We start from the raw sequence: 25,897 nt of genomic DNA on the forward strand, positions 1-25,897 counted from the left end.
TCAATTACCCTCATGTTTCTTCAACATACGATCAAGTTTTTTCTGTTGAATTAATAAAGTGTCATTTATTTCAACATCCATGAATTCAGAAGGCCAGGATATGTCACCATCAGGAGTTACCATAATGCGTTTCATTTCTGTTTTGTAATCGATTTTATTTCTTTCCAGATAATAAACAGCTACATCGTTTTCTGAAAGAGAGGATTCCTCATCAACTATTCTAAGCCGCAATCTTCGAACCAAAGCATCGCTATGGGTTTCAATAATAAATCTTTTTGAACTTCCTAACGCTATTTTTATTAATGCATCAGTTAACCATGCTTGCATTTTAGGATGGAGGTGAATTTCTGGTTGTTCAATTATAGTTATCGACCCAACAGGGGAGAGATATGCTTGAACAAGGATTGGCAAAACCTGAGAAATACCAAATCCAACGTCTGTTAATTCAAGGTTTACTGCCTCTTGATTAACTGATATTTTATGAATGATATCATTGACTTTGTCTACTTCAATAGCGATTTTGAATTCTGCCAAAAGCTCGTTAATATTATCTTTAATATGATTGTTGTTTTTTAAGACCTCTGCTAATTCTGTGCCGTCTAAAGCATTTAACTGATTGTGATAAATGGCTTTGTCTAACAAATAATATCGCTGTGGGAATGCTCGTAACGGACTTACATGATTGATGCTAACACCTGAAAAAGATTTTTTAAGCTCTTTAAACGATGAGCTAATTATTCTTGAGAAATGTACTGCAAATGGATTGTTAGTCTTTTCAAAGTAAGATGCTGCTGAAACTCTAATCTCTTCATTAGTATCACATATTAATAGGGATTTTAAATCCAACAATTTCTTAATGTCGTTTTTTGATTTTCTTAAAATATCGTTATCGATGATGTCAGAAAAAAGAGTAATATCCTCCGATGCGTCAACTTTAATATCAATTATTTTCTCCCCCCCTCGATTTATTAGTCTCGCTTGAGAAATATAAAAATAATCATCTTTTTTCTTATATTTAAAGTCAAGCTGTATTTTTTGAGCTGCCAATTTCATTAATGAAATAGAAATTAAGCCGACCATACAGTCATGAATTTTCTGATAGGATACGTCTTCTACAAAATTTCGAAATGTTTTTGATAATGGAGTTTTTCCTTTTGAAATAATTTTATCTTTGTGGCTTCTGTATACACGGATGAAAGAGCATATTTTTTTAGAAATTTTTGATAGTTGGGTAGTGTTGAAATTATCATTTGAGTAATATAGATTATCAAGTTCATTTAACAATGGACCAATAGAGTTGCTCAAAACTCGATCTCGGCGTAATACTTGATATATATAGCGGGAACAGTCGAAATGTACCTCAAGACATTCACGTTTAGCTAAATCAATAGATCTTTTAATTTTTGTTTGTTCATCAAATTCGAATGTAAAACTTAGAACTTTACTCTTATCTTTATCTTTTATTAAGTTTAATGATTCACCCATTCCTACTCTATTGCCATTTAATCGAAAGGGGGTTTCTGTCCTTGATGAAGTCTCTATTGACTGTGAAAGCATAAGAAAAGAATTCAATACAGCACTTTTACCACAGCTATTTGCTCCTAATAAAATAGTTAGTGGTTTTAGATCCAGCGAGAAATCTTCAAATGCCTTATAATTACTTCCCGTAAATCTCGTTAACATAATTTAACTCCATTAAAATTAGACTTATGCTAAGTATAGTAAATTACTTATAATAACAACGATTAATTTTACCAGCTTAGTTGATTTTGATAAAGCATGCGATTTAAAAATCAACTGTTTATTCATACATATTTAATGTGACAATTGAAAGTTGTGATTCAATCCTCAATTTCATGGGGGATATTTTTTAAGTTTATCGTTAACAGATGTGTTAAAATTTTTTTACATTTTAGAGCGAAGGTAAGTACATTTCGGTTGGAATTGTATTGTTCCCTCAGTTACCTGCCTTTAGATCACAAAATAATCAAAGTCTAGGTCACTCATTTTCCGACAAAAAAGTTAAAGGGATCGTTTATTCAGATAAAAGTACAGTCAGTTTTTTTCTGCACGATTTAAAATCTCGCTCGTCTGATCAGGTTCAACCCCGCCGACCAAATGCCGTGTACTCAGAACTCAGTACTGAACTTTTCACTAACCCTATATTGACTAAAGAACGCACGATCAAAAATCTCTTTTGGGTACTCCCTAACGATACTCGCTTTTCTCGTCTCGTTTAGTATCATTTAGATGTTGAATGAATTTAAATGATACTGTATCATTAAGTAAATTCAAATGATACTTTTCACGCAAGTGAGGGCAGGAAAATGATTTTTGGTTACGCGAGAGTCTCAACAAAGGATCAAAATCTTGAGCGTCAGTTGGCAGTGCTGGAACCTGTTTGTGACAAAATTGTGACTGAGAAAGAATCTGGTAAGTCCACCAGCGAAAGACCTGAATTGTTGAACCTGCTTTCACACCTCCGCGAAGGTGACACGCTCGTTACTCACTCGATTGATCGCCTTGCACGTAATACCCGCGATTTGCTGGAAATGATTGATAACCTAGTGGCTCGTGGGATCACTGTTCAGTTCCTTGCAAACTCTATGAGTTTTGATAATTCCCCACAATCACGCCTTATCCTAACCATGATGGGAGCTGTTGCAGAATTTGAGCGGGGTATGATCGCATCTCGTCGCAATGAGGGGATTGCCCTTGCTAAAGAGGCTAAGAAGTACAAGGGCAAGCAAAAGAACAAAGAGCTACATAACAAGATTATCGATATGTTACAGGCCGGGAAGAATACACCAGACGAGATAGCAAAGTTATGTGATTGCGGTAGGGCTACAGTGTTTCGCGTGAAGAAAGAACTGCTTGCCAGTACTGGCTATTTCGAACGCTGATATAGCGGCAGAGGATGAAGAAGAGCCGTCGATAGTTTAGTGCCAAAAGAATTCTTTCGATATCTTGGTTTAATGAAATTTAATTTTTCTTTTAAAATCAGTATGATGATCGATATTTTTGTCTATGATCAGCTAATCGATGCTTGGCGTTTTCTTACTTAGAATAGATAGGATTTCAAATCTGCCATACCACATATAGATGTTTATATATACCTTGGTACTATATGTTGGTGATTTGTGCACTAAATGGACATTAATAGCATTGATTCCGAGGTTATTGAGTTGTATATTTACTCAGTGCTGTTCATCCAACCAGTTTCTTCATCGTAGGGAGAAGTTGATGTCTGACAAAACTGAGTATTTTTCAAAATATTTTGAAATTGGAAATCGAAAATCGTTCTCATCTAAACAAGAGATTAGTCCTGAGAATTTCAAGGAGCTAATTGGCTACTATGAACTCGACGAGGATGTTTCTTGTCAAGTGAAAACTAAAAGAGGTTTCTGTCGTAAGAATCATAAAACTGGTTGGTTAGGGGTTACAGTTGATGGTGTTGAAGCTCTCATTGGAGGGCATTGTGCAAAAACTTACTTTAAAGCAGATATGCGATTTAGTATGGAAACGAAACGTATTAAATCTGAATTAGAGCGAAGGGATTATGTTACCGAATTACAAAATTATAAAATTAATGCTGATGTGATTTTAGAAGAGCTTTCTAATTTAAGAGCTAACCTAATCACTGTTAGAAAGATAGTTGATGTTGTGTATAAAACTATGCCAAATAGTGTCCTGCGATTTCTTGAGTCAGGGCAACGTACTAACAACTGGGCAGTTAATGTAGATGTACTTTATCCTGCGAAGAACGACGATCAAAAGTCCACATGGCAAGTACACGCATTGACCTCTCTTAAATCTATAAGTACTACACGAGAGATTATTAGCTTAATCACAAAGGTTAAATTCCTGATTGGAATTGTTGAGGAATTTAAAAAAATTGATATTTCTGAATTGCCGACGCCTAAGTTAAGATATTATACTAATGAAATTCGTGAAAAGATAGATTATGAGAAACGTTACGGCAGGTTCGTCAATGAAACCAAAAAATTCATCGAATCCAAGAATTTGGATTTGCTATTGTTCGTTTGCGACGACTATGAAGAGCAGTTTTTAACTGTCAAATCAATTTTTAAAATTACAGGTTCTAAAGTCCAATCAGATGCTCATATCAGGCTTAGAATTAAAAGAGTCGAGGAGCGTGTTAGCAAATTGTTTAATAGCCACCCAGTTAGAGTAAACCAACAAGTCATTAAATATAAAAATAATGCTTTGGCTTAGTTATAAAGTTTATAAATCAAACAAACACCTGCATTTTAACGTATGCAGGTGTTTTATAGCAAAAAAAGTATATAAACAGACCTCATCAATTATTCAACACAACCATCAGTTAATGATATTTTTAATACTACCTAAATTACTATTTCGCCACCAACCTGTAAACGATGATGGCATAATATAAAGAATGAATTATTAATGTAATTTAAGCCCAACAGATTCCATCAATCACATAATTTATGGAGGAAAGAGGAAACGTGTGCAAATAGCGTTTTGTAATCCCACCATTTTTCTCATGGCCTACCGTTTGTTGCAAATGCAAGATGTTCTTAACCCATCCGGCCATTGCGGTAGAGCAAACAGAATGACGAATGCTATGCAAAAGCCTACGCTGTCCAAAGTCATCTAAGTATGAAATTCCAAGCTGATCACGCACGTTAGCAAATTCTTTGCCAATTTTAGTCATGTTCGTACCCGCCACTTCTGAAAAAATCCGCTCTTTCCATTGCCGATCAACATAATCCATAAACCCCCATTCGATAAGCTTAGGGTGTATTACCACTTGCCTGGTGGCGTTTTCGGTTTTCCCCTGCCCTCCTTCTGCGATCAAGAAGTAATACCGTTGGCTATCCTCATCATATTTGATTTGTGATTTTCCCAGTTTGGCAATTTCTCCTCTCCTAGCTCCAGTGTGTGCCAACAACAACGTAATCCATTTCAACCAGCCATCCGGCTGCTTAAGTGCCCACTCTACAATCTTCTTCATCTCCGCCGGACTGTATGCACCAAATCTGGCTTTTGATGGTGCTGCCACTACGCCATCAGTTGGCGATTTAGGTAATATATCTTTGCTATCGGTGAGAAATGTTTTGAACAAGGATTTATAGAGCTTGAGATGCTTATGGATAGCCTCAACACCCACAAGCTCATCAGGAGGCACGTCATCACAATCTATCAACTGCTGAACATTCATCGAACGATACGGCTGAATAACACGCTTAGGTAAATTCTCAACAACCTCCATCACCTGTCTAATGTCCTGTTTGGTGATCGCAGTTACATCCATATTTTCCCCCAACACTACAAGCAATACTTCAATGTAACGCTCATTCGCCATTGAGATCGATTTAGTCCAATTCTTCCCCTTTTCGACTTTGTACATAGCCCAAGCATCAGTGATAGTTAATACATTTTCCGGTTCAACTTGTGCCGATGGTTCCTCAATTTTAGGGGATACAACAAGCGGTAGACTGGATAGCAGCGGAAGTGTCACAGTCCTACGTTCTGACACGATCAGGTTTGAGATAAACGCGTCAAACATCGGAGTCGGAGTTGCTAATGATTTAACAAATGGGATGTGCGGAGTGATGTTAACCATCAAAGCTGAGGCTTGGTGATAGCTATCAGTAAGGAGTGATTTTTTATACATCCTGCCATTTGAAAGCCGGATTTGTAGATAGTAATTACCATTTCGTTGAAACGTGTATGGCAGAGTTTTGTACCTCATGATCACTCTCTTTTTGTACCTTAGGTGCATTACACACGGACAAAAAGAAATGTAACCACATGAATACTAATCGGAATATTGGCAACCTACGCTGGCATTATCCAGATCAGGTGGTACGGGTATTTCTCAGCCTTCACGCGGAAGGGCACCCCGAGTCGTTGAAACACAAATATGATATTCAGGTTTCAGCAACAGGATACTGTCTGCACGCCATGTTGTAAATTGCAGGCCAACATTGCCTACATATCTGCACTTCATTTACACTTTTTACGAAATAACTGGGGTACACACAAAATAGTGCTTGTCAGATATCCTGTAAGCCAGAAATGATACACGACTGATTTTGATGACCCGAAGAGGTAGAAAGGATGGGTATGAAAAATAAAATGTTGCTGGGCGCACTTCTGCTTGCGAGCAGCGTCGTCTGGGCCGCGCCAGCCGCAACGGCAGCCCCCACCGGTATCGATAAGTATGAGCTGAGCAGCTTTATTGCTGACTTCACCCATTTCAAACCCGGTGACAAGGTTCCACCACTGTATCTCACCGAAGAATACACCATTAAGCAGTGGAATCTGCGCAACCTGCCCGCACCGACGCCAGGCACCCACTGGACCTATATGGGCGGCGCGTATGTGCTGGTCAATGATGCCGACGGTAAAATCATTAAAGCCTACGACGGCGAGATTTTTTATCACCGGTAAAAAAACACGCACCCTATATAAAGGGTGCGTCAATTAAATATCACTCGTATTCCGTAACAACTTTAACTCTACTTTGTACTTTACCTGGTCGAATATTTTGTCCATATACAACATATCTCCCATATAGATTTAAGTTAACGCGTTGTTCTTCTGGAGTTACATCTTTAAAATTCAAAAGATCATAGCTGGAACTATTCCCTGCACTAAAATTAATTGCTTGACTTCCATTTAGTGAGATTTCAAACCCAACATCCCCAGCACCTCCATATTCATTTTCATATTCATTCTTGAGGATATTACCTTGAATACTCTCCGACTCAAAATGATACTTAAAAGAATAAGAGGACAATCCTTTATTGCAAATAAAAGATACGTTACCTGATGTAGGTTCAAGCTTTAGATACCTGGAAGCATTATTATTCAGATCTGATATCGTAACTGCTGGGGCAGTAAGTACACCATCATTAAATCTACAAGTTTTTGTCATTTTCGTGATTTGTGGGATATAAGTTACACGATAATAATGATTCGTATTATCATGCCCGAACAAACATCCTGTTGAAAAGCATTTCTCAGGAATAAAATCTATCTGGATGCCTTCATTTATATTTTTTGCATTTTGACTTACCCCAGTAGCTTTTGAAACAACATCAAAAGTTAAGGTAATTTCTGCCTTATTTATTTTTCCTATATCCATCTCTGTAAAAGAGTTTTTTTTATCATACAAGATATGTGCAGGGTCAGAAGAAAATGTAGCCCTCAAATATATGTCACCAGCATCAGCATGGTATACATAATAGGTTTCCCTAGGAAATTCTATACTAAATACAGTTTCCCCCCCCATGTCAAATAAATTTCTACATATAGGCTTATGCGTAAATTTAAAATTGGATATATTGACAACATTGCCTTTCATATTATTAAGCTTTAATTCATCGCCAGACACATAGGTTTCAGCCCCATTAGAAATATAACAATGACTACTTGCACCAAAACTAATTAATGCAATTAAAAAAAACAAATATTTCATATCCACCTCTCACCGACAAATATAAACTTTACTTTCATCAATCGTTTTGCCGAAAGTGATTGAGCATGAAAGTCCCTGTTGTTTATCGACCGCCACTTTTATCACCGATGGCACTTCATTGGTGCGAATAAAAAGCTGGCTTCCCTGGCCTACTACGCCAATATTGTGTCCATGATTGTCTTCAACTTCATAACCAAACGTCAGCGGTAAACTATCAGGGCGCTGCGCCCGGATATACCACGGTTTACGCTGGTCAGTATCAAATGTTGTCAGCACTACCGCACCGCGATATGGCGCAACGTTGCGGCGGTTCCCCTGCAGATCGGTTTCACTATTGGTATTGGACACATCCAGCATCAGATGGTTTTCGCGATAAGGCGTTAAGCCGTCGTAAACCACCACGCCATTGTGGTCAGTGGTGCGATATTTCTGCCCGTTCACATACGCCCCTTCCAGACCAGGCGCATGCATGACGGCAAACGTTTCTGACAGTCTGTTGGCTAAATTCACGCCACCAGACCAGGCCACAAGGCCACCTGAAATACTGCCGCCAGTTTGTGTGTATTTAGACGATTGACTGTAGCTGCCGTTAAGCGTCGCAACGGGCGCATTCCACGTCAGATTGCCGCCTGCTGTTGTTTCGCTACCCTGCCGTTGATGGCTCAGACTCACCCCATAGTTAAACTGATCGCGACTGCCTGCGGAGCCCGAAAGTCCGGTATTGTTGGACGCAAAACCATCATCATCAAACGTCGTGGAATTAGACACATATAAATGCCTGCGTGGAGCGCTAATATCATCTCCCCAATCGAAAGGTATAGAGATAAAGACGTTAAAACGTTTATCTTCATGATGATCTTCATCGTAAGTCTGGCTGGCGGAAAAGGTATAGCTAATCCGTTGCCAGCTATTGGAATAACTCACCTGATAATCTTTACTGTTACCGCTCCGTCCCCAGTAATCGCGCCACAGCGTACTGAGCGAAAAAGAGCCCCAACCTTGCGGCAAAGACTGGCTGACGTTAGCCGAAAAGCTGTTTTTACGACCAAAATCATTCTGGTAATAATCCGCGATGTCGTACACATCATTTTCATCGCGATGGTAGTTGTTCTTATTGTTTGCCCAGACATGATCGTTAAATGTCCGATAATCCCGTGATGAGTAGCGATAAGCTGCCAGGCCAAAACGGGTGGCGGTTTGCGTCAAATATTTGTTATAGGCAATCTGGTAGCTCTGCCCGTCAAACACATCACCATTATCCTGTTTGCTGTGCGATTGTGTCGCATCGACGGAAATCGCGCCGATACGTGTATTCCAGCCGGTTCCAAGCGTAAACGCATTGTAGTTATCTGCCAGCATGGTGCCGCCATACAGCGTTAACAGATTATTCAGCCCGTATTGGTAGCTCATCTGCGCAAAATCGGTCTGGTTGCTGGCGCCTTCGATATGGCTACGTCCAGCGGCAAAATCATATTTTGAGACCCCCGGCTGCAGCATATTGGGCACCGCAGCGTACGGTACCAGATAGGTTGTTACCGAGCCGTCAGCCTCTTTGATACTGACGTCAAGATCCGCTCCCCCTCCAGCCAGCTGCAAATCAGCAATGGAGAACGGGCCAGGCGGAACCTCTTTCTGGTAAACCACAAAACCGTTTTGTTCGATGGTAACCAGCGCGTTGCTTTGCGCAATCCCCTGAACCAGCGGCGTAAAATTCTGCTTTGAGTTTGGCAGCATCTGCATATCGCGATACAGCCGCACGCCCCGAAAACGTACCGCGTCAAAAATATCTGATGAGGTATACATATCCCCGGCACGCAGAGTGCCCAGAATTTGCGGGATGCCACGTTCCAGATACAGGGTATTACTTTTCCACTCCCCGTTGCTGTCATCGGTTTTGTTATAGCTGGCATCGGAATGCAACTGCCAGCCCAGCAGATTTAACCCACTGGTAAAGCGTGCATAGGTACTTTTACTGTTACCAGAATCCTTATAGTCGCTGTAATACTGGCTGGCATAGTACGAGGTATAGAAGGCATTGATGCCACGATCCCAGTTTTCCGGAGGAACATAGCCATTCTCAAGCTCATCGACATACGCCTGCGGTACGCTGAGATCAAGACGAAACGTGCCGATATTCCAGGCGTAACTGCCTCCCTGTACCGCCTGCTTTAGGGTTGGGCATTCATTCTGCTGGTCCAATGCTTGTGTATTTATCCCCAGACGCGTTAATGCGTCACGGGATAAACAGGTGTCATCCGGATTATCCTTAACGGTTATTTCATACTTACCACGCCACTGCTTATTGACGTAGATATCAATATCATATTGGCCTGGCAGCGGTTGGTTATCATCGAGGCGAAAATTTGAGACTTTTTCGCCTTTCATACCGCCCATCATAAAGTGGGTGTCAAACGTATCTTCTGCAGCCTGGGCGTCAATGCCAACCAACAACAGTAGTATTGCCGAAGCAAGCGGAGTCATCCTTAACATAACCAGCTCCTGTTATTTTAGGCTGACGTTATCACTAATATAATTGCCGTGATCGTCAATAATGGTCATTTTATACTGATTGGCATTAGTATTTTTCAATGCCACATTCGCACTGGAGAGCGGAGCAAGCATAATACTTTCATTGTTGATTTTGACATTATTAGCTTTAACTTCTGTCACCGTAACCCAGTTAGCAGCATCATTTCTGATAGAATAACTATTACCACTGCGTGTTAACGCCAGTTTATGGAAAGTATTTTTATTAACGGCGGAAATACCTTTTGGCCGATAAAAAAGTTTAATTCGATTCTGCATGGCGAATTTGAGTACATTTTTTCCGGCGCTATCGGGATTATTCGGTGGAATATCCAGTACATTAAGAAAAAATAAACTCTCTTTATCGTTAGGCAGCGTATTCGGCATTTTTTTAATTTTCAGTTGCTGGCCTGAATCTCCGGGAATCTTCGCTACTGGAGGTGTAAGCATAAAGGGTACGTTAATTTTTTCCGGCGGTAATGACGTATTGCCGTCATCAATCCATGATTGCACCAGTGACGAACGCTCCCCTTGGTTCATCAACTGTACCAGAACTTCATTTTTTTCTGCAGGGTAGATTACGCGAGTACCATAAATCACGATCCCTGCGTGTCCAGAAAAAGAGCATATCACAAGCATTGAGATAAATATTCGTTTCATACGGTGCCATCCAAAATAATGCCGGTAATAATTACCGGCAAAATAATTTATTCAGCCGAAACAGAAAAGGTGACTGTGGCGCTAAGTTGACCATTTTTAACCGGATTTAAATTCAATCGAGAATAGTCGGCATCAAAATTCAAAGTATAGATCTCCCCTTCCCCTCCCAGCGTTTTATTTAAAGATGAAATATCAATAACGCCAGTTTTATCAATATGCTTTTCGTCCATTTTAAGTTTGAAACCAACGTTAGTATCCGCCCCTGTTGACGGTTTAATAATGCCGCCATCACCAAAAACAACATTTGTGATATTAATGCTTGTTAACTTCGAATTCCCAGGGCAAATTATCTTCATATTTGTTGCTTTTTGGGCATTGCCTTCAACCACCTCCCCGACCGCTTTATTGGCGAAAAGTGATGCATCAACGGCATTCAATTGAAGAATTTCAGAGTCTTTGCCACTGTCAAAATAGCAAGAAGATCCTTTAATTTCCCCATTAATAGTTAGAGTACCCTCTTCATTATTAGCAGCAAAAACCCCAGCACTCATAAATACAGCAGACAGAACAGCAGCAGAAATAATTGAACGTTTCATAATATCTTCCTTAATAAATTAATTTCGATTTGTTAAGAGGGGTTATCTCTTGAAATTAAATTCTCACAGGTGAAACGTTGCCGCAATGTAAACACGTTGTTTTATTGATTTAAAACAAGTTACAAATCGCAATATACATGCAACAAATAAATCAGGATTTGTATTATTTTCAGAATTAATAAATTTATGCGATTAACTGCCTGGAGAAATTTATTTTATGCATAGAAAACCATATATCATTCATTAAAATGATATATGGTTAATAAAGGCGTTCTTTTTAATCGTAGCGATTGAGTACGATCTGTCGCGTGGTATCGCCAGGGACTGTAACCATTTCCGTCACCACCCCACGTGCAGGTGAAGAAGCGACATTGTTAACAGTTGAAAAATGGAACGTCTTACCACACCGCTGTTGCACGTCGTTATTTACAACATCGGTACTACAGGTTGGTTCGGTTACTCGTCCACTGATTGTTAAGGTCGCGGTATCGGAAGCAAACGCAGATGCACTTATTCCATAAGTCAGAATTATAGTTCCCATCAGCGAGCTAATTTTCATTTTTATCGTCACCTCTGTGGTTAACATCAAATAACATGCAGATGGCCTGTCAGCGTAATACGGGTGAAACGCGCTGTTCAATCCAATGGAAATTATAGATTAATGAGATCAATTTGATCAATTACAATGATGCATTGAGGGCGTTCATTCAGAAAAAGACATGGTTTATTAAGGCAGGATGAAATATATCGTGGACTTTTTAGCTCGATATATTCACCACATCAATATATCATTGATGTGGTGAATATTTGTAACACTGTTAATTACACGGCGCGGAAGGCGATCTCACCAGGGATAACTTCTCCCTGCCAGTAAAGCTGGGCAGCAACACGCCCTGCCAGGCTGCGGTAAATCGCGGTGAATTCACTGTCGGGACGACTGATAACCGTCGGCATACCGCGGTCGAGATCTTCACGCAAGGAAATATGCAGCGGCATTTGTCCCAGCAGTTGGGTATGATACTGCTCGGCCAGTTTCTGCGCGCCACCCGTGCCGAAAATCGGTTCATGATGACCGCAGTTGCTGCAAATATGCATGCTCATATTTTCAACAATACCCAGCACTGGTACTTCCACTTTTTCGAACATCACGATGCCTTTTTTCGCATCGATCAGCGCAATGTCCTGCGGCGTAGTCACCACAACAGCACCCGTTACCGGAATGTTCTGCGCCAGCGTCAACTGGATGTCACCCGTACCCGGCGGCATATCCAGTACCAGGTAATCCAGATCCGGCCATAAGGTTTCCTGCAGCATCTGCAGCAGCGCTTTACTGGCCATCGGGCCGCGCCACACCATCGCGTTATCGTCAGTGACCAGATAACCAATGGAGTTCGTCGCCAGACCGTGAGACATGATCGGCGCCATATGAGTGCCGTCTGGCGAGGTTGGACGCTGATTTTCCGCACCAAGCATTGTCGGGATAGACGGACCATAAATATCGGCGTCCAGAATACCTACCTTCGCTCCTTCCGCAGCCAGCGCCAGCGCCAGGTTCACGGCGGTAGAGGATTTACCCACACCGCCTTTACCCGAACTGACGGCGATGATGTTTTTTACACCATTTATACCCGGCTGGTTTTTCACGCGCTTCAGCGTCGCGATGTTATGCGACAGTTTCCAGTCGATCGCTTTCGCACCGGTAATGCGCAGCAGATCGGCGCTACATTGCTCTTTTAAGTCCTCAAACGCGCTATGCCAGACAAACGGCATGACCAGCTCAACGTGCAACGTGTCATCCATCCAGGCGACGTGATGCAACGCTTTAAGCGTCGTCAGATTATGCTTCAGGGTTGAATGCTGAAAATTCGCCAGCGTCCCGGCAACCATCGCGCGCAGGGTCTCTGGTGATTTGGCCTGGGATTGTGCGTTCATCCCGACTCCTTTTTGTTGTTCTGAATATACAATAGTCACCAGGTAGTTTACTCCAACCGCAACAATTATTCATTTACGGATAAATGCCCTTATCGCTTGGCGCAGTAATTACCATTTTGGTACTATCAAAGCCCTTTTCACTACAAAAGAAGTAATTGCCCACTATGACTCAAGTCGCGAAGAAAATTCTGGTAACGTGCGCGCTGCCGTACGCCAACGGCTCAATCCACCTCGGCCATATGCTGGAGCACATCCAGGCTGATGTCTGGGTCCGTTACCAGCGAATGCGCGGCCACCAGGTTAACTTCATCTGCGCGGACGACGCACACGGTACGCCAATCATGCTGAAAGCACAGCAGCTTGGGATCACGCCAGAGCAGATGATCGGTGAAATGAGTCAGGAGCATCAGACTGATTTTGCAGGTTTTGACATTAGCTATGACAACTACCATTCAACGCACAGCGAAGAGAACCGTGAGCTGTCTGAGCTGATTTACACACGCCTGAAGGAGAACGGTTTTATTAAGAACCGTACGATTTCCCAGCTTTACGACCCGGAAAAAGGTATGTTCCTGCCGGATCGTTTCGTTAAAGGCACCTGCCCGAAATGTAAATCTCCGGATCAGTACGGCGATAACTGTGAAGTCTGCGGCGCAACCTACAGCCCGACTGAACTTATCGAGCCGAAATCCGTTGTGTCTGGCGCGACGCCGGTAATGCGTGACTCCGAGCACTTTTTCTTTGACCTGCCGTCGTTCAGCGAAATGCTGCAGGCGTGGACGCGCAGCGGCGCGTTGCAGGAGCAAGTGGCGAACAAAATGCAGGAGTGGTTTGAATCCGGCCTGCAGCAGTGGGATATTTCCCGCGATTCACCGTACTTCGGTTTTGAAATCCCGAACGCACCGGGCAAGTATTTCTACGTCTGGCTGGATGCGCCAATTGGCTACATGGGCTCGTTCAAAAACCTGTGCGACAAGCGCGGCGACACAACCAGCTTTGATGAGTACTGGAAGAAAGATTCCGACGCCGAGCTGTATCACTTCATCGGTAAGGATATCGTCTACTTCCACAGCCTGTTCTGGCCTGCCATGCTGGAAGGCAGTAATTTCCGTAAGCCGACTAACCTGTTCGTTCACGGGTATGTCACGGTAAACGGCGCGAAGATGTCCAAGTCTCGCGGAACCTTCATTAAAGCCAGCACCTGGCTGAAACACTTTGATGCCGACAGTTTGCGTTACTACTACACCGCGAAACTCTCTTCGCGCATTGATGATATCGACCTGAATCTGGAAGACTTTGTCCAGCGCGTTAACGCCGATATCGTTAACAAAGTGGTCAACCTGGCGTCGCGTAACGCGGGCTTTATTGCTAAGCGTTTTGACGGCATTCTGGCTGCTGAACTGGCCGATCCGGCACTGTACAAAACCTTTACCGACGCCGCAGCGGTAATTGGCGAAGCGTGGGAAAGCCGTGAATTCGGGAAAGCAATCCGCGAAATCATGGCGCTGGCCGACGTGGCGAACCGCTACGTTGACGAACAGGCACCGTGGGTCGTGGCTAAACAGGAAGGCCGTGACGCCGACCTGCAGGCAATTTGCTCCATGGGTATTAACCTGTTCCGCGTTCTGATGACGTACCTGAAACCGGTACTGCCGACGCTTGCTGAACGTGTTGAGGCATTCCTGAACAGCGACCTGTCCTGGGATGCCATTGAGCAACCGCTGCTCGGTCACAAGGTCAACACCTTTAAGGCGCTCTACAACCGTATCGACATGAAACAGGTAGAAGCGCTGGTGGAAGCCTCCAAAGAAGAAGTGAAAGCCGCAGCCACACCGGTGACCGGCCCGCTGGCGGATGACCCTATCCAGGACACTATCACCTTTGACGATTTCGCCAAAGTTGATCTGCGCGTGGCGCTGATTGAAAACGCCGAGTTCGTGGAAGGTTCCGACAAACTGCTGCGCCTGACGCTGGATCTTGGCGGTGAGAAGCGTAACGTCTTCTCCGGTATTCGCTCCGCCTACCCGGATCCGCAAGCCCTGATTGGTCGCCAGACTATTATGGTGGCGAACCTGGCGCCGCGTAAGATGCGCTTCGGTATCTCTGAAGGGATGGTGATGGCAGCAGGCCCTGGCGGAAAAGACATCTTCCTGTTAAGCCCGGATGACGGTGCGAAACCTGGTCAGCAGGTGAAATAACAAAAAAGCCGGAGATTATCTCCGGCTTTTTTTTGTTTTTTTCCGGCTGTCGGCTTCGCCTTACCCGGCCTACAAATCCCGTAGGTCCTGCAAGCACCGCGCCGCTGGCCAAAAATCACGACTTCGCGTTATGTACTCGCGCAGTTAAACCGCGCAAGAAATAGCGCAAGAATTGATCGCCACATTCGCGATAGTTCTTATGGTCCGGTGCACGCATCATCGCGGTGATTTCCGGCATCGATACGCGAAATTTCTGTTCGGTCATGATGGCCAGAATATCATCAGTTTTCAGTGAAAACGCGATACGCAGTTTTTTCAGCACCGTATTGTTGTTAACACGACGTTCAATCGCCAGTTCCGGCGCAGAATCATCTTTGCCACGCAGATGATAGATAAGACCGTTCAGGAAACCGGAGAGAATGATATCCGGGCAGCGAACAAACCCGTCCTCATCTTCTTTTGTCATCCAGGTGTCGAAACCTGCTGAGGTGGATTCCATCTCAGCAAGCGCAAGAATGCGCACCATATCGTTATTGTTCGCTTTCAGGGTGTAGCGCAGGCTACGAAGAATATCGTTACTTAGCATAGAGCCTTCAACTGTCGGTGATGCAATAGCGCGCAGTGTACCAGTTTTACAGGCCAATCGCCTCTTTTAGACTTTTGAGGTACCGACGGCTCACCGGGACAGTCAGTCCGTTACGTAAAATCAGCTCAGCCTGACCGTTATCTTCCAGACGGATCTCCTGCAAATGGGCCATGTTGACCAGGTATTGTCGGTGGCAGCGCAGCAGCGGAGTACGGCTCTCCAGCGTTCTGAGCGTCAGCTCGGTGAATCCTTCTTTGCCATCGCTACTGGTCACATAAACGCCGCTCATCCGACTGCTGACAAACGCCACATCATCCATTTGCAGCAGATAGATTCGGCTATGACCGCTACATGGAATGAACTTAAGCGCCTGCTGATGTTCCGGCAGTAACGACACATCCTGCTTCGTGCGCTCCTGACGTAAACGGATCAGCGTTTTCTCCAGCCGCGTTTCTTCAATCGGCTTAAGCAGATAATCAAAGGCATGTTCTTCAAAGGCTTTCACTGCATATTCGTCAAAAGCGGTGAGAAAAACGATATACGGGCGATGCTCGGGATCCAGCATACCCACCATTTCCAGCCCGCTGATACGCGGCATCTGGATATCGAGGAACAGCACATCCGGACGCAGCTTATGTACTGCACCAATGGCCTCTACCGCATTCGAACACTCTCCGACTATCTCGATGTCGCTTTGCTCCTGTAACAGGATCCGCAGGTTCTCCCGCGCTAACGGTTCATCATCGACAATCAGCACTTTGATCATGCCAGTTCCTCCAGGGGAAGTCGTAAAGTAATTCGGGTAAAGAGGTCAGGCTCACAGGCTACGCTGATGCCAAAATCATCGCCAAACCGTTCCCGCAGGCGTTTGTCCACCAGACTCATTCCAAGCCCGCTGGACTCAGTCGTGGGCTGATACAGTCCGGCATTATCTTCAATATCCAGCATCAGATACTGCCCTTCCTGACGAGCCGTGATAGAGACTTCTCCGGTATCAAGTAGCTGGGAAGTGCCATGCTTAATCGCATTCTCGACTATCGGTTGCAGAGTAAACGCAGGTAATTGCTGATACGCAAGCGCTTCCGGGACCGTTAAGGTCACCTGCAGACGGGACTGGAATCGTGCCTTTTCAATTTGCAGATAGGCATTTACGTGTTCAATTTCATCAGCCAGCGTCACAATTTCCGACGGTCGTTTTAAATTCTTACGAAAGAAAGTCGAGAGATATTGCACCAGTTGGCTGGCCTGTTCGCTGTCACGACGGATCACGGCTTTAATCGTATTCAACGCGTTAAACAGAAAATGGGGATTAACCTGAGCGTGCAGAAGTTTGATTTCTGACTGCGTCAGCATCGCTTTTTGTCGCTCATATTGTCCGGCCAGGATTTGCGCGGAAAGCAACTGGGCGATCCCTTCTCCCAGCGTGCGGTTAATTGAGCTAAAGAGACGGTTTTTAGCTTCATACAGTTTAATCGTCCCCATCACCCGCTGGTTTTCACCACGCAACGGGATCACCAGCGTCGACCCTAATTTGCATTGCGGATGCAATGAACAGCGATAAGGCACTTCATTACCATCGGCATACACGACTTCTCCGGTTTCAATCGCCCGTTGAGTATATGAAGAGGATATGGGCTTGCCTGGCAGGTGATGGTCATCACCAATGCCGGTAAACGCCAGTAGCTTCTCGCGGTCAGTAATCGCCACCGCACCGATATCCAACTCTTCATACAGCACCTGAGCGACCTTCATGCTGTTAACCTCGTTAAATCCCTGTCGCAGAATCCCCTCCGTAGAGGCGGCAACTTTTAGCGCAGTGGCAGAAAACGCCGAGGTGTATTTTTCAAACATCGCGCGTTTGTCGAGCAGAATACGCATAAACAACGCAGCGCCAACGGTATTGGTCACCATCATCGGCGCGGCAATGTTACTGACCAGGTGCAAGGCATCCTCAAAGGGACGCGCAATCAGCAAAATGATCAGCATCTGCACCAGCTCGGCGACAAAGGTAATCGCGCCCGCAGTCAGTGGACTAAACACTTTATCAGTACGGCCACGTCGGGTAAGGACACTATGTACCAGTCCCCCAAGCAGGCCTTCCACGATGGTCGAAATCATGCAACTGAGCGCCGTCATGCCCCCCATCGAATAGCGATGAAGACCGCCGGTCAGGCCAACCAGTCCCCCAACAACAGGACCGCCAAGCAGACCGCCCATCACCGCGCCGATGGCGCGAGTATTCGCAATGGAGTCTTCAATATGCAGCCCAAAGTAGGTGCCCATGATGCAAAAGATGGAGAAGGTGACGTAACACAGAAGTTTGTGCGGCAGTCGTATAGTGACCTGCATCAGCGGGATAAACAGGCGCGTCTTGCTCATTAGCCACGCGATAACGAGAAACACACACATCTGCTGAAGCAGCAGCAACACCAGATTAAACTCGTACATACCCGCCAACCACACATTTCTTAAAAGCGCGTAACATACATGGGCTGCGCGTAACTTTCTTTGAACTGTTGCAAAAAAACAGGAATTTGTGAGAACGATCACTCGAAAGCGCGAGTATGACGACAATCTCACCCTTCTTTTGATCAAAAAACAGACAAAACTACCTGGTTCGCAAAAGAGCGTCTAAAGTAAAACTGGGACCTCGCGAGCAAGAGTGAGACAACGATGGCGCTTTACACGATAGGTGAAGTGGCTTTGCTTTGTGATATCAACCCTGTCACTTTACGTGCATGGCAGAGGCGTTACGGATTACTAAAACCTCAGCGTACAGACGGGGGGCATCGCCTGTTTAACGATGCGGACATTGACAGGATCCGTGAGATAAAACGCTGGATAAATAATGGCGTTCAGGTCAGTAAAGTTAAAATGTTACTCAGCAATGAGAACATTGATGTGCATAACGGTTGGCGTGAGCAACAAGAAACGCTATTGAGCTATTTGCAAAGTAACAATTTGCACAGCCTCAGGTTGTGGATCAAAGAGCGTGGTCAGGATTACCCTGCGCAAACGCTCAATACGCATTTGTTTATTCCCTTACGCCGACGTCTGCAATGCCAGCAGCCCATTCTTCAGGCGCTATTGGGGATCCTTGACGGTGTGCTCATCAATTATATTGCGATTTGCCTTGCCTCGGCGCGTAAAAAACAGGGTAAAGATGCCCTGGTAGTCGGCTGGAATATCCACGATACCACCCGCTTATGGCTGGAAGGCTGGGTTGCCAGCCAGCAAGGATGGCGTGTTGATGTACTGGCCCACTCGCTCAATCAGCTACGGCCCGAACTGTTTGAAGGACGCACCCTGCTCGTCTGGTGCGGAGAGAACCAAACCCCTGCACAACACCAACAACTGGATGAGTGGCGCGCGTTAGGTCACGATATTTATCCACTCGGTATTTAATATTTTATTAACAAACGTGTACAATCCTTGAATTCACATAAGGAGTACAAAATGAGCGCAGCTAAAATCGGTGTTATAACCCTCTTCCTGCTGATGGCCATCGGTGGTATCGGCGGCGTGATGCTGGCAGGTTATACCTTTATTTTACGTGCCGGGTAAGGTAGTACGCTAATCGCTCAAACCCGCGATCGACAATGGCTGCGGCCAATGCGACCAGCAGCGCCCCCTGGATCACATAGGCGGTATTAAACCCGCTTAACCCGATAATAATCGGTGTTCCTAACGTATTCGCACCAACGGTAGAGGCAATCGTTGCGGTGCCAATATTAATAATCACTGACGTGCGAATCCCGGCCAGAATAACCGGTGCCGCGAGCGGAAGTTCGACTTTGCGTAGCCGCTGCCCCTGACTCATGCCCATCCCGCTGGCGATATCTATTACGCTGGCAGAGATCCCTCCCAGCCCTGCCAGCGTTGCCTGTAAGATCGGTAACACCCCATACAGGATCAGCGCGATAATCGCAGGCTCCGGGCCAAACCCCATCACCGGTACGGCGATCGCCAGCACCGCAACCGGCGGAAAAGTTTGCCCCACGGCGGCAATGGTTTCCACTATCGGCCTGAATTCCGCGCCCCAGGATCGGGTTACCGCTACACCTGCCCCAACGCCAATAATGACAGCAATCAGGCTTGAAATGCCCACCAGCGTGAAATGCGCCAGCGCCAGTGCCATAAAGCTCTCTTGCTGATAAACAGGACGCGGCAATTGGGGAAACAACGCGCTGAACAGTGTCTGGCTGTGGGGCAATCCCACCAGCAACACCAGGAACAGCGCAATGAGCCACAGCAGAGGATCAAACAGATGTTTCACTGTGCGGTGTCTCCGAAAGCAGATCGTGAAAATGCAACGTACCACGGGCCACGCCCTGGGCATTAACCACCGGCAACACATCACAGCCACGGGCGACAAAAACAGATAACGCATCACGTAACGTCATCTCGTCCACCAACGGCTCACCGGCCAGCTGTTCACCACGACGGGTAAAATCTCCCACCGTGCGCAATGACAGCAGTCTTACACCCAGTTCACTGTGGCCAAAAAAGGTCCGCACGAAATCATTCACCGGAGCCGTCAACATCGACAGCGGCGTGCCCTGCTGCACCACCTGGCCCGCATCCATTAACACCAGGTGCTCCGCCAGTCTCAGCGCTTCATCGATATCATGCGTCACCAACACGATGGTACGACCCAACAGACGGTGGATACGCGTCATCTCCTGCTGTAGCGCACTGCGTGTTACCGGATCCAGCGCGCCAAAAGGTTCGTCCATCAGCAGGACCTGAGGGTCAGCCGCCAGCGCGCGTGCCACACCGACCCGCTGCTGTTGGCCGCCGGAAAGCTGATGCGGATAGCGGTGACGCAAATCCGCTTCCAGCCCCAGCAACGCCATCAGTTCTTCTGTTCGGTCATCAATACGTGCACGTGACCACTTCTGCAGCTGTGGTACGGTGGCAATGTTCTGGGCGACAGTCCAGTGTGGAAATAAGCCAATCGACTGGATGGCATAGCCCATACGTCGTCTTAATTCCAGCACCGGCAGGCTACGGATCTCTTCCCCGGCAAAACGGATCTGCCCACTGTCATGCTCGACCAGCCGGTTGATCATTTTCAACGTGGTGGATTTCCCCGAACCGGAGGTCCCAATTAATACCGAAAAGCTCCCTTCGCCTAAATGCAGATTGAGATCGCTCACGGCCTGTTGCTGGTTATAGGTTTTATTGACATGGCTAAATTCAATCATCGTTTGTCACCTTCAGCAGCGCTAAGCCTAAATCAAACAGCGCATCAATCAGCACTGCCAGTACCACCACCGGAATCACACCCAGTAGCACTAAATCAACGGCGCTACTGAGCAGTCCCTGAAAGACCAACGCGCCAAATCCGCCAGCCCCAATCAATGCGGCAATGACCGCCATCCCCACCGTCTGTACCATCACCACCCGCAAGCTACGCAGGAAAACGGGTAGCGCTAACGGAAGCTGCACCGAAAGAAAACGCTGACGCGCGCTCATCCCCATCGCCCGCGCACTTTCCATCACATCATGCGGAACCTGATTCAGCCCGGCCACCACGCCACGAACCAGTGGCAATAAGGCATACAGCACCAGCGCAATCAGCGCCGGCGTCAGGCCCGTTCCCGCTACGCCGAGCAAGCTAAGCCACGGGAAATGCTTAACCAGTCCGGCAAGCGGCGCGATCAACAAACCAAACAACGCGACGGAGGGGATCGTCTGGATGATATTCAGCACAGCAAATATTGGCCCCTGACGCGAAGCAGAAAAGGTGCACCAGATGCCCAGCGGCACACCAATACACAGCGCAGGCACCACTGTACCGAACAGAATAGTCAGGTGCTGCGCCAGAGCATCATCAAAGACATCATGGCGGTTGGCATATTCTTTGAGCAGAGAAAGATCGTTAAGGGTGCCGGTCAGCAGCAGCGCCACTGGCACAATGACAATTTGCGCATGCAGCACCCAGCGCCACAGCGGCTGAGCGGTGATACGCCGAATGGCGTCACTGCCAGCCAGCAACAACACCCCTACCCCAAGCCAGAAACCGCTCCCCAGGCTGGTTCTGGCGACAGAAGTTCCCGTCTGAGCCAGATGCGTTGCCGTTTTCCCGGCCATAAACAACGCCGCTATCACCAGTAACTGGACAACAACCAGCGTCAATACACTGCCGGATTTACCGGGTATGAAGCATAGAACCACGAGCAGTAAAAGTGTCGCCGCCAGTCCCCACGCCATGTGGGGCCAGACCTCCCAGAGTTGGCGACCTTCACCGGAAACCAGACGATTAGGGGCATAACTGATGAAAGGAAGCGCGGCTGCGGCCACGGTCAGAACCACCAGCAGCAACAGCACCCGATTAACGGATATCTTCGACACAACACTCACCTGCTGCAAATCCGTTACTTCACCCATCCTTTTTGCTTCAGGTAATCTGCCGCGACTTTTTTCGCATCCAGCCCCTCAACGGCGATACTGGCGTTGAGCTGCTGCAGCGTTTTTTCATCCAGGCTGGCAAATACCGGCTGTAGCCATTCCCCCATTTGCGGGTAGTCTTTCAGCACCGACTCACGCACGACGGGCGCTGGCGCGTAAATCGGCTGAACCCCTTTAGGATCGCTTAATGTTTGCAGCCCCAGCGCGGCAACAGGGCCATCGGTTCCGTAAGCCATTGCGGCATTAACTCCGGAGGTCTGCTGCGCCGCAGCTTTAATTGTCACTGCGGTATCGCCCCCTGCCAGCGACAACAATTGGTTCTGATTGAGTTTGAAGTCATACGCTTTTTCAAATGCGGGCAGCGCGTCTGCACGCTCAATAAACTCAGCAGAGGCCGCCAGTTTGAACGTCCCCCCCTCTTTCAGGTAGCGGCCTAAATCCGCAAGAGAGACAAGTTTGTTTTTTTCAGCGATATCCTGACGTACTGCAATAGTCCAGGTATTGTTGGCTGGCGCAGGCGTTAGCCAAATCAGTTTATTTTGCTCAGCGTCCAGTTTTTTCACTTTGTCGAAACCGGCCTGCGCATTTTTCCACGCGGGGTCGTTTTCATCTTTAAAAAAGAATGCGCCATTGCCGGTATATTCCGGATAAATATCCAGTTCACCGGAAGTGATGGCCCCACGCACCACGGGCGTAGTGCCCAGTTGTACTTTATTGACAGTTTTCACGCCGTGGCTCTCAAGCACCTGCAAAATAATATTGCCGAGCAGCGCCCCTTCGGTATCAATTTTTGACCCCACAGTGACGGGTGACGCGGCCTGTAAAGGCAAGCTTATCGTGGCCAGTAACGCCAGCGAACCCACCCATACCTTTGAGATTATCATGCTGCTCTCCTCATCCTTTTGCTGCCCTTTTCAGAGACTTGAGGAAAAAGCATAGTCGAAAAATCAGGGCTTAACCTACAATTGGGGAGTAAGAGAGGGATTCGTTAACCGTAACGTGATGAGAAATAAGAAGCAGACGCGGCGCGTACGCCTAAAGATAAAGGCCGGAAACCCGGCCTTTATTCGCTAATCAATTACAGCAGCTCAAATTCGCCCTGCTTCACTCTGGCAGAATCCACGCCGATAAAGACGTTAAACTTGCCCGGTTCGGCATCGTATTGCATACGCTGATTCCAGAACTTCAGCGCTTCAATGTCTATCGGGAAGCTGACGGTCTGGGTTTCACCTGGCTTGAGGTTCACTTTCTCAAAACCTTTCAGCTGTTTGACCGGACGACTCATTGAAGCGGTCACATCCTGCAAATACATCTGAATAACCGTTGCACCTTCGCGCTTGCCGGTGTTGGTCACCTGCACGCTGGCCGTCACGGTCCCGTCACGCTTCATCGTTGGGGAGGAGAGCTTCACATCAGAAACCGTGAACGTGGTGTAGCTCAGACCATAGCCAAAGGGATACAACGGACCATTCGCTTCATCAAAGTAGCGCGACGTGTACTTGTTCGGCTTGTCCGCATTATACGGGCGACCGGTATTGAGATGGCTGTAATAGACCGGGATCTGTCCGACAGAGCGCGGGAAAGACATCGGCAGTTTACCTGACGGGTTGTAATCACCAAACAGCACATCGGCGATGGCGTTACCGCCTTCCGTCCCGGCAAACCAGGTTTCGAGGATCGCATCGGCCTGTTGATCTTCTTTAACCAACGCCAGCGGACGACCGTTCATCAGCACCAGCACCAGTGGTTTACCGGTTGCTTTCAGCGCGGCAATCAGGTCACGCTGACTCTGTGGAATAGTGATATCGGTGCGGCTGGAAGCTTCATGCGCCATACCCTGCGCTTCGCCGACTACCGCAACCACCACGTCAGACTGCTTCGCTGCGTTCACGGCTTCATCGATCATCGCCTGCGGCGAGCGCGGGTCAACCTTCACCGCCTCTTCATACAGATTGAGGAAATCGACAATGCCTTTGTCGTTGGTGATATTCGCCCCTTTGGCGTACAGCACTTTGCCCTTATCACCGACGGCATTTTTAATCCCAGTCAGTACCGTTACCGACTGATCGGCAACACCCGCCGCAGACCAGCTTCCCATGACATCACGTTTGCTATCTGCCAACGGTCCGACAACTGCCACGGTTGCTGTTTTTTTCAGCGGCAACGTTTCCAGACGGTTTTTCAGCAATACCAGACTTTCACGCGCCACGTCACGCGCCTCTTTGCGATGCAAACGGCTTTCCGCGTTGGTGTCCTGTGGGTCAGAGTCTTTCGCCCCCAGGTGGCTGTACGGGTCATTAAACAGCCCCATATCATATTTTACATTCAGTACATGACGCGCGGCATCATCGAGTTCCGCCATCGTAACCTTGCCCGACTTAATCAACCCCGGCAGATACTTACTGTAGTATTCATCGCTCATGCTCATGTTAATACCGGACGTGATCGCCACGCGCACAGCATCTTCGGGGTCGGACGCGGTACCGTGCTTAATCAGTTCCTTAATCGCGCCGTGATCGGAAACGGTAATACCCTTAAAGCCCCATTCATCACGCAGCACGTCTTTTAGCAGCCAAGCATCAGAGGTGGCGGGCGTCCCATTCAATGAATTAAGCCCCACCATCACCGCACCGCTACCGGCATCCAGTCCGGCCTTGTATGGCGGCATATAGTCGTTGAATAAACGCTGCGGACTCATATCCACAGTGTTGTACTCTTTTCCGCCCTCAACGGCGCCATAAGCAGCGAAGTGCTTGACGCTGGTCATCACTGAATACCTGTCGGCCGGGCTTTTCCCCTGCATCGCTTCCACCATGGTTTTGCCCATGATGGCGGTCAAATACGTATCTTCACCAAAACCTTCGGATGCACGGCCCCAACGCGGATCGCGGGAGACATCGACCATCGGCGCCCAGGTCATATTCAGACCATCGTCTGCGGCTTCATACGCAGAAATACGGCCAACGGTTCTGACCGCATCGAGATTAAAAGAGGACGCCAGGCCGAGACTTATCGGGAACACAGTACGTTGGCCATGCAATACGTCGTAGGCAAAAAAGAGAGGAATTTTCAGGCGGCTGAGTTCCATCACCTGATCCTGCATTTTGCGGATATCCTGGCGCGTGACGGTGTTAAAAATCGCCCCAACCTGTCCATCTTTGATCATTTCACGGATGGCTTCTTTCGGGTTATCAGGTCCGACGCTTATCAACCGCAATTGCCCGATTTTCTCATCCACGGTCATCTGTTTGAGTAAATCGGTCACAAACGCATCCCGCGCTTCAGGCGTCAGTGGATGGTTACCAAACAAGGTGTCCGCCAGCGCTGGTTGCAACGCCAGGCCCACAGCGACACCTACAGAACATAGCCATTTCATGTTGATTCTCTCTTAATTTCTACCCGACGAGGCAGCGAAAATATAACAAAAACCGCAGCTTGCCGTAAGCCTAAACGGGAGTGGGGAAGAAAGCTAAGGATATTCTCTGAATTTTCAAAACCAGCATGAATCAGTGGG

Annotated in this window: 22 protein-coding genes and 1 riboswitch; of the genes, 6 read left to right on the plus strand and 16 right to left on the minus strand. The window is 46.8% G+C overall.

Features of this window, described 5'->3' with window-relative positions; all coding sequences use genetic code 11:
* Complete coding sequence (locus AL515_RS15790; RefSeq protein WP_105242178.1) at positions 1-1,683, minus strand: AAA family ATPase; 1,683 nt, start codon at positions 1,681-1,683, stop codon at positions 1-3.
* Positions 1,684-2,327: 644 nt separating this feature from the next.
* Between AL515_RS15790 and AL515_RS15795 the strand changes: the two genes are divergently transcribed.
* Together AL515_RS15795 and AL515_RS15800 are read left to right on the plus strand one after the other, a co-directional pair.
* Positions 2,328-2,903 carry a recombinase family protein gene (locus AL515_RS15795; protein ID WP_061068147.1) on the plus strand — a complete coding sequence of 192 codons (576 nt, stop codon included), beginning with the start codon at positions 2,328-2,330 and terminating at the stop codon, positions 2,901-2,903.
* Positions 2,904-3,243: 340 nt separating this feature from the next.
* The gene (locus tag AL515_RS15800) at positions 3,244-4,236 is read left to right on the plus strand and encodes a hypothetical protein (protein ID WP_061068148.1); all 993 of its coding nucleotides are present in this window, start codon (positions 3,244-3,246) and stop codon (positions 4,234-4,236) included.
* Positions 4,237-4,438: 202 nt separating this feature from the next.
* Here the strand turns inward: AL515_RS15800 and AL515_RS15805 are convergent, their stop codons facing one another.
* On the minus strand, positions 4,439-5,740 hold the full coding sequence (locus AL515_RS15805; RefSeq protein ID WP_061068149.1) for a tyrosine-type recombinase/integrase: 1,302 nt from the start codon (positions 5,738-5,740) through the stop codon (positions 4,439-4,441).
* 67 nt (positions 5,741-5,807) lie between these two features.
* Positions 5,808-5,903, minus strand: a riboswitch (TPP riboswitch).
* Between the two features lie 205 nt (positions 5,904-6,108).
* Here AL515_RS15805 and AL515_RS15810 point away from each other — a divergent pair.
* Complete coding sequence (locus AL515_RS15810) at positions 6,109-6,441, plus strand: RcnB family protein (protein WP_086523387.1); 333 nt, start codon at positions 6,109-6,111, stop codon at positions 6,439-6,441.
* 40 nt (positions 6,442-6,481) lie between these two features.
* Here AL515_RS15810 and AL515_RS15815 read toward each other — a convergent pair whose 3' ends face one another.
* The 6 genes from AL515_RS15815 to apbC form a co-directional block, all read right to left on the minus strand.
* Complete coding sequence (locus AL515_RS15815; RefSeq protein ID WP_061068150.1) at positions 6,482-7,471, minus strand: fimbrial protein; 990 nt, start codon at positions 7,469-7,471, stop codon at positions 6,482-6,484.
* A gap of 9 nt (positions 7,472-7,480) precedes the next feature.
* Entirely contained in the window at positions 7,481-9,961 is a 2,481-nt protein-coding gene (locus tag AL515_RS15820) for a fimbrial biogenesis outer membrane usher protein (RefSeq protein WP_061068151.1), read from the minus strand.
* A gap of 12 nt (positions 9,962-9,973) precedes the next feature.
* Entirely contained in the window at positions 9,974-10,657 is a 684-nt protein-coding gene (locus tag AL515_RS15825; RefSeq protein WP_061068152.1) for a fimbria/pilus periplasmic chaperone, read from the minus strand.
* A 47-nt stretch (positions 10,658-10,704) separates the two neighbouring features.
* On the minus strand, positions 10,705-11,253 hold the full coding sequence (locus AL515_RS15830) for a fimbrial protein (RefSeq protein WP_061068153.1): 549 nt from the start codon (positions 11,251-11,253) through the stop codon (positions 10,705-10,707).
* A gap of 277 nt (positions 11,254-11,530) precedes the next feature.
* Positions 11,531-11,812, minus strand: a complete 282-nt coding sequence (locus AL515_RS15835; protein ID WP_071887363.1) for a DUF2574 family protein — start codon at positions 11,810-11,812, stop codon at positions 11,531-11,533.
* 263 nt (positions 11,813-12,075) lie between these two features.
* Positions 12,076-13,185: an iron-sulfur cluster carrier protein ApbC gene (apbC, locus tag AL515_RS15840; protein ID WP_048211189.1), complete on the minus strand. Its 1,110-nt coding sequence runs from the start codon at positions 13,183-13,185 to the stop codon at positions 12,076-12,078.
* A gap of 164 nt (positions 13,186-13,349) precedes the next feature.
* On the opposite strand from apbC, the gene metG reads away from it, so the two are divergent.
* The gene (gene metG / locus AL515_RS15845) at positions 13,350-15,383 is read left to right on the plus strand and encodes a methionine--tRNA ligase (RefSeq protein WP_048211188.1); all 2,034 of its coding nucleotides are present in this window, start codon (positions 13,350-13,352) and stop codon (positions 15,381-15,383) included.
* Between the two features lie 115 nt (positions 15,384-15,498).
* Here the strand turns inward: metG and AL515_RS15850 are convergent, their stop codons facing one another.
* From AL515_RS15850 to AL515_RS15860, 3 genes are read right to left on the minus strand one after another with little or no spacing between them, the layout of a single operon-like run.
* On the minus strand, positions 15,499-15,969 hold the full coding sequence (locus AL515_RS15850; protein WP_005129173.1) for a DUF1456 family protein: 471 nt from the start codon (positions 15,967-15,969) through the stop codon (positions 15,499-15,501).
* Positions 15,970-16,015: 46 nt separating this feature from the next.
* Complete coding sequence (btsR, locus tag AL515_RS15855; protein ID WP_005129174.1) at positions 16,016-16,735, minus strand: two-component system response regulator BtsR; 720 nt, start codon at positions 16,733-16,735, stop codon at positions 16,016-16,018.
* Positions 16,732-18,417 (minus strand): sensor histidine kinase, encoded by a 1,686-nt coding sequence (locus AL515_RS15860; RefSeq protein WP_061068154.1) that lies wholly within the window; start codon positions 18,415-18,417, stop codon positions 16,732-16,734. The genes btsR and AL515_RS15860 overlap by 4 nt, the downstream gene beginning before the upstream one ends.
* 225 nt (positions 18,418-18,642) lie before the next feature.
* Between AL515_RS15860 and mlrA the strand changes: the two genes are divergently transcribed.
* Both mlrA and AL515_RS15870 read left to right on the plus strand, forming a co-directional pair.
* Positions 18,643-19,374: an HTH-type transcriptional regulator MlrA gene (gene mlrA, locus AL515_RS15865; RefSeq protein WP_048211186.1), complete on the plus strand. Its 732-nt coding sequence runs from the start codon at positions 18,643-18,645 to the stop codon at positions 19,372-19,374.
* 51 nt (positions 19,375-19,425) lie between these two features.
* The gene (locus AL515_RS15870; protein ID WP_003027354.1) at positions 19,426-19,533 is read left to right on the plus strand and encodes a protein YohO; all 108 of its coding nucleotides are present in this window, start codon (positions 19,426-19,428) and stop codon (positions 19,531-19,533) included.
* Here the strand turns inward: AL515_RS15870 and AL515_RS15875 are convergent.
* The 5 genes from AL515_RS15875 to bglX form a co-directional block, all read right to left on the minus strand.
* Complete coding sequence (locus AL515_RS15875) at positions 19,514-20,245, minus strand: ABC transporter permease (protein ID WP_061068155.1); 732 nt, start codon at positions 20,243-20,245, stop codon at positions 19,514-19,516. The two genes, AL515_RS15870 and AL515_RS15875, sit on opposite strands and share 20 nt — an antisense overlap.
* Positions 20,229-21,176 (minus strand): ABC transporter ATP-binding protein, encoded by a 948-nt coding sequence (locus AL515_RS15880; protein ID WP_061068156.1) that lies wholly within the window; start codon positions 21,174-21,176, stop codon positions 20,229-20,231. Before AL515_RS15880 ends, AL515_RS15875 begins: the two co-directional genes overlap by 17 nt.
* On the minus strand, positions 21,169-22,362 hold the full coding sequence (locus AL515_RS15885; protein ID WP_061068157.1) for an ABC transporter permease: 1,194 nt from the start codon (positions 22,360-22,362) through the stop codon (positions 21,169-21,171). The genes AL515_RS15880 and AL515_RS15885 overlap by 8 nt, the downstream gene beginning before the upstream one ends.
* Entirely contained in the window at positions 22,350-23,267 is a 918-nt protein-coding gene (gene osmF, locus AL515_RS15890; RefSeq protein ID WP_048211182.1) for a glycine betaine ABC transporter substrate-binding protein OsmF, read from the minus strand. Before osmF ends, AL515_RS15885 begins: the two co-directional genes overlap by 13 nt.
* 194 nt (positions 23,268-23,461) lie before the next feature.
* Positions 23,462-25,759: a beta-glucosidase BglX gene (gene bglX / locus AL515_RS15895; RefSeq protein WP_071887364.1), complete on the minus strand. Its 2,298-nt coding sequence runs from the start codon at positions 25,757-25,759 to the stop codon at positions 23,462-23,464.
* Between the last annotated feature and the right edge of the window lie 138 nt (positions 25,760-25,897).

It is taken from the genome of Citrobacter sp. FDAARGOS_156 (assembly GCF_001559235.2).
Taxonomy (GTDB): domain Bacteria; phylum Pseudomonadota; class Gammaproteobacteria; order Enterobacterales; family Enterobacteriaceae; genus Citrobacter; species Citrobacter youngae.

What these genes read in the sequence shown, in the direction of transcription:
- AL515_RS15805 (WP_061068149.1), bottom strand. Translation starts at nt 5,740, where the DNA reads ATGAGGTACAAAACTCTGCCATACACGTTTCAACGAAATGGTAATTAC.
- AL515_RS15795 (WP_061068147.1), top strand. Translation starts at nt 2,328, where the DNA reads ATGATTTTTGGTTACGCGAGAGTCTCAACAAAGGATCAAAATCTTGAG.
- metG (WP_048211188.1), top strand. Translation starts at nt 13,350, where the DNA reads ATGACTCAAGTCGCGAAGAAAATTCTGGTAACGTGCGCGCTGCCGTAC.
- AL515_RS15870 (WP_003027354.1), top strand. Translation starts at nt 19,426, where the DNA reads ATGAGCGCAGCTAAAATCGGTGTTATAACCCTCTTCCTGCTGATGGCC.
- AL515_RS15800 (WP_061068148.1), top strand. Translation starts at nt 3,244, where the DNA reads ATGTCTGACAAAACTGAGTATTTTTCAAAATATTTTGAAATTGGAAAT.
- apbC (WP_048211189.1), bottom strand. Translation starts at nt 13,185, where the DNA reads ATGAACGCACAATCCCAGGCCAAATCACCAGAGACCCTGCGCGCGATG.
- AL515_RS15860 (WP_061068154.1), bottom strand. Translation starts at nt 18,417, where the DNA reads ATGTACGAGTTTAATCTGGTGTTGCTGCTGCTTCAGCAGATGTGTGTG.
- mlrA (WP_048211186.1), top strand. Translation starts at nt 18,643, where the DNA reads ATGGCGCTTTACACGATAGGTGAAGTGGCTTTGCTTTGTGATATCAAC.
- bglX (WP_071887364.1), bottom strand. Translation starts at nt 25,759, where the DNA reads ATGAAATGGCTATGTTCTGTAGGTGTCGCTGTGGGCCTGGCGTTGCAA.
- AL515_RS15880 (WP_061068156.1), bottom strand. Translation starts at nt 21,176, where the DNA reads ATGATTGAATTTAGCCATGTCAATAAAACCTATAACCAGCAACAGGCC.
- AL515_RS15820 (WP_061068151.1), bottom strand. Translation starts at nt 9,961, where the DNA reads ATGTTAAGGATGACTCCGCTTGCTTCGGCAATACTACTGTTGTTGGTT.
- btsR (WP_005129174.1), bottom strand. Translation starts at nt 16,735, where the DNA reads ATGATCAAAGTGCTGATTGTCGATGATGAACCGTTAGCGCGGGAGAAC.
- AL515_RS15885 (WP_061068157.1), bottom strand. Translation starts at nt 22,362, where the DNA reads ATGGGTGAAGTAACGGATTTGCAGCAGGTGAGTGTTGTGTCGAAGATA.
- AL515_RS15815 (WP_061068150.1), bottom strand. Translation starts at nt 7,471, where the DNA reads ATGAAATATTTGTTTTTTTTAATTGCATTAATTAGTTTTGGTGCAAGT.
- AL515_RS15810 (WP_086523387.1), top strand. Translation starts at nt 6,109, where the DNA reads ATGGGTATGAAAAATAAAATGTTGCTGGGCGCACTTCTGCTTGCGAGC.
- osmF (WP_048211182.1), bottom strand. Translation starts at nt 23,267, where the DNA reads ATGATAATCTCAAAGGTATGGGTGGGTTCGCTGGCGTTACTGGCCACG.
- AL515_RS15830 (WP_061068153.1), bottom strand. Translation starts at nt 11,253, where the DNA reads ATGAAACGTTCAATTATTTCTGCTGCTGTTCTGTCTGCTGTATTTATG.
- AL515_RS15835 (WP_071887363.1), bottom strand. Translation starts at nt 11,812, where the DNA reads ATGAAAATTAGCTCGCTGATGGGAACTATAATTCTGACTTATGGAATA.
- AL515_RS15790 (WP_105242178.1), bottom strand. Translation starts at nt 1,683, where the DNA reads ATGTTAACGAGATTTACGGGAAGTAATTATAAGGCATTTGAAGATTTC.
- AL515_RS15825 (WP_061068152.1), bottom strand. Translation starts at nt 10,657, where the DNA reads ATGAAACGAATATTTATCTCAATGCTTGTGATATGCTCTTTTTCTGGA.
- AL515_RS15850 (WP_005129173.1), bottom strand. Translation starts at nt 15,969, where the DNA reads ATGCTAAGTAACGATATTCTTCGTAGCCTGCGCTACACCCTGAAAGCG.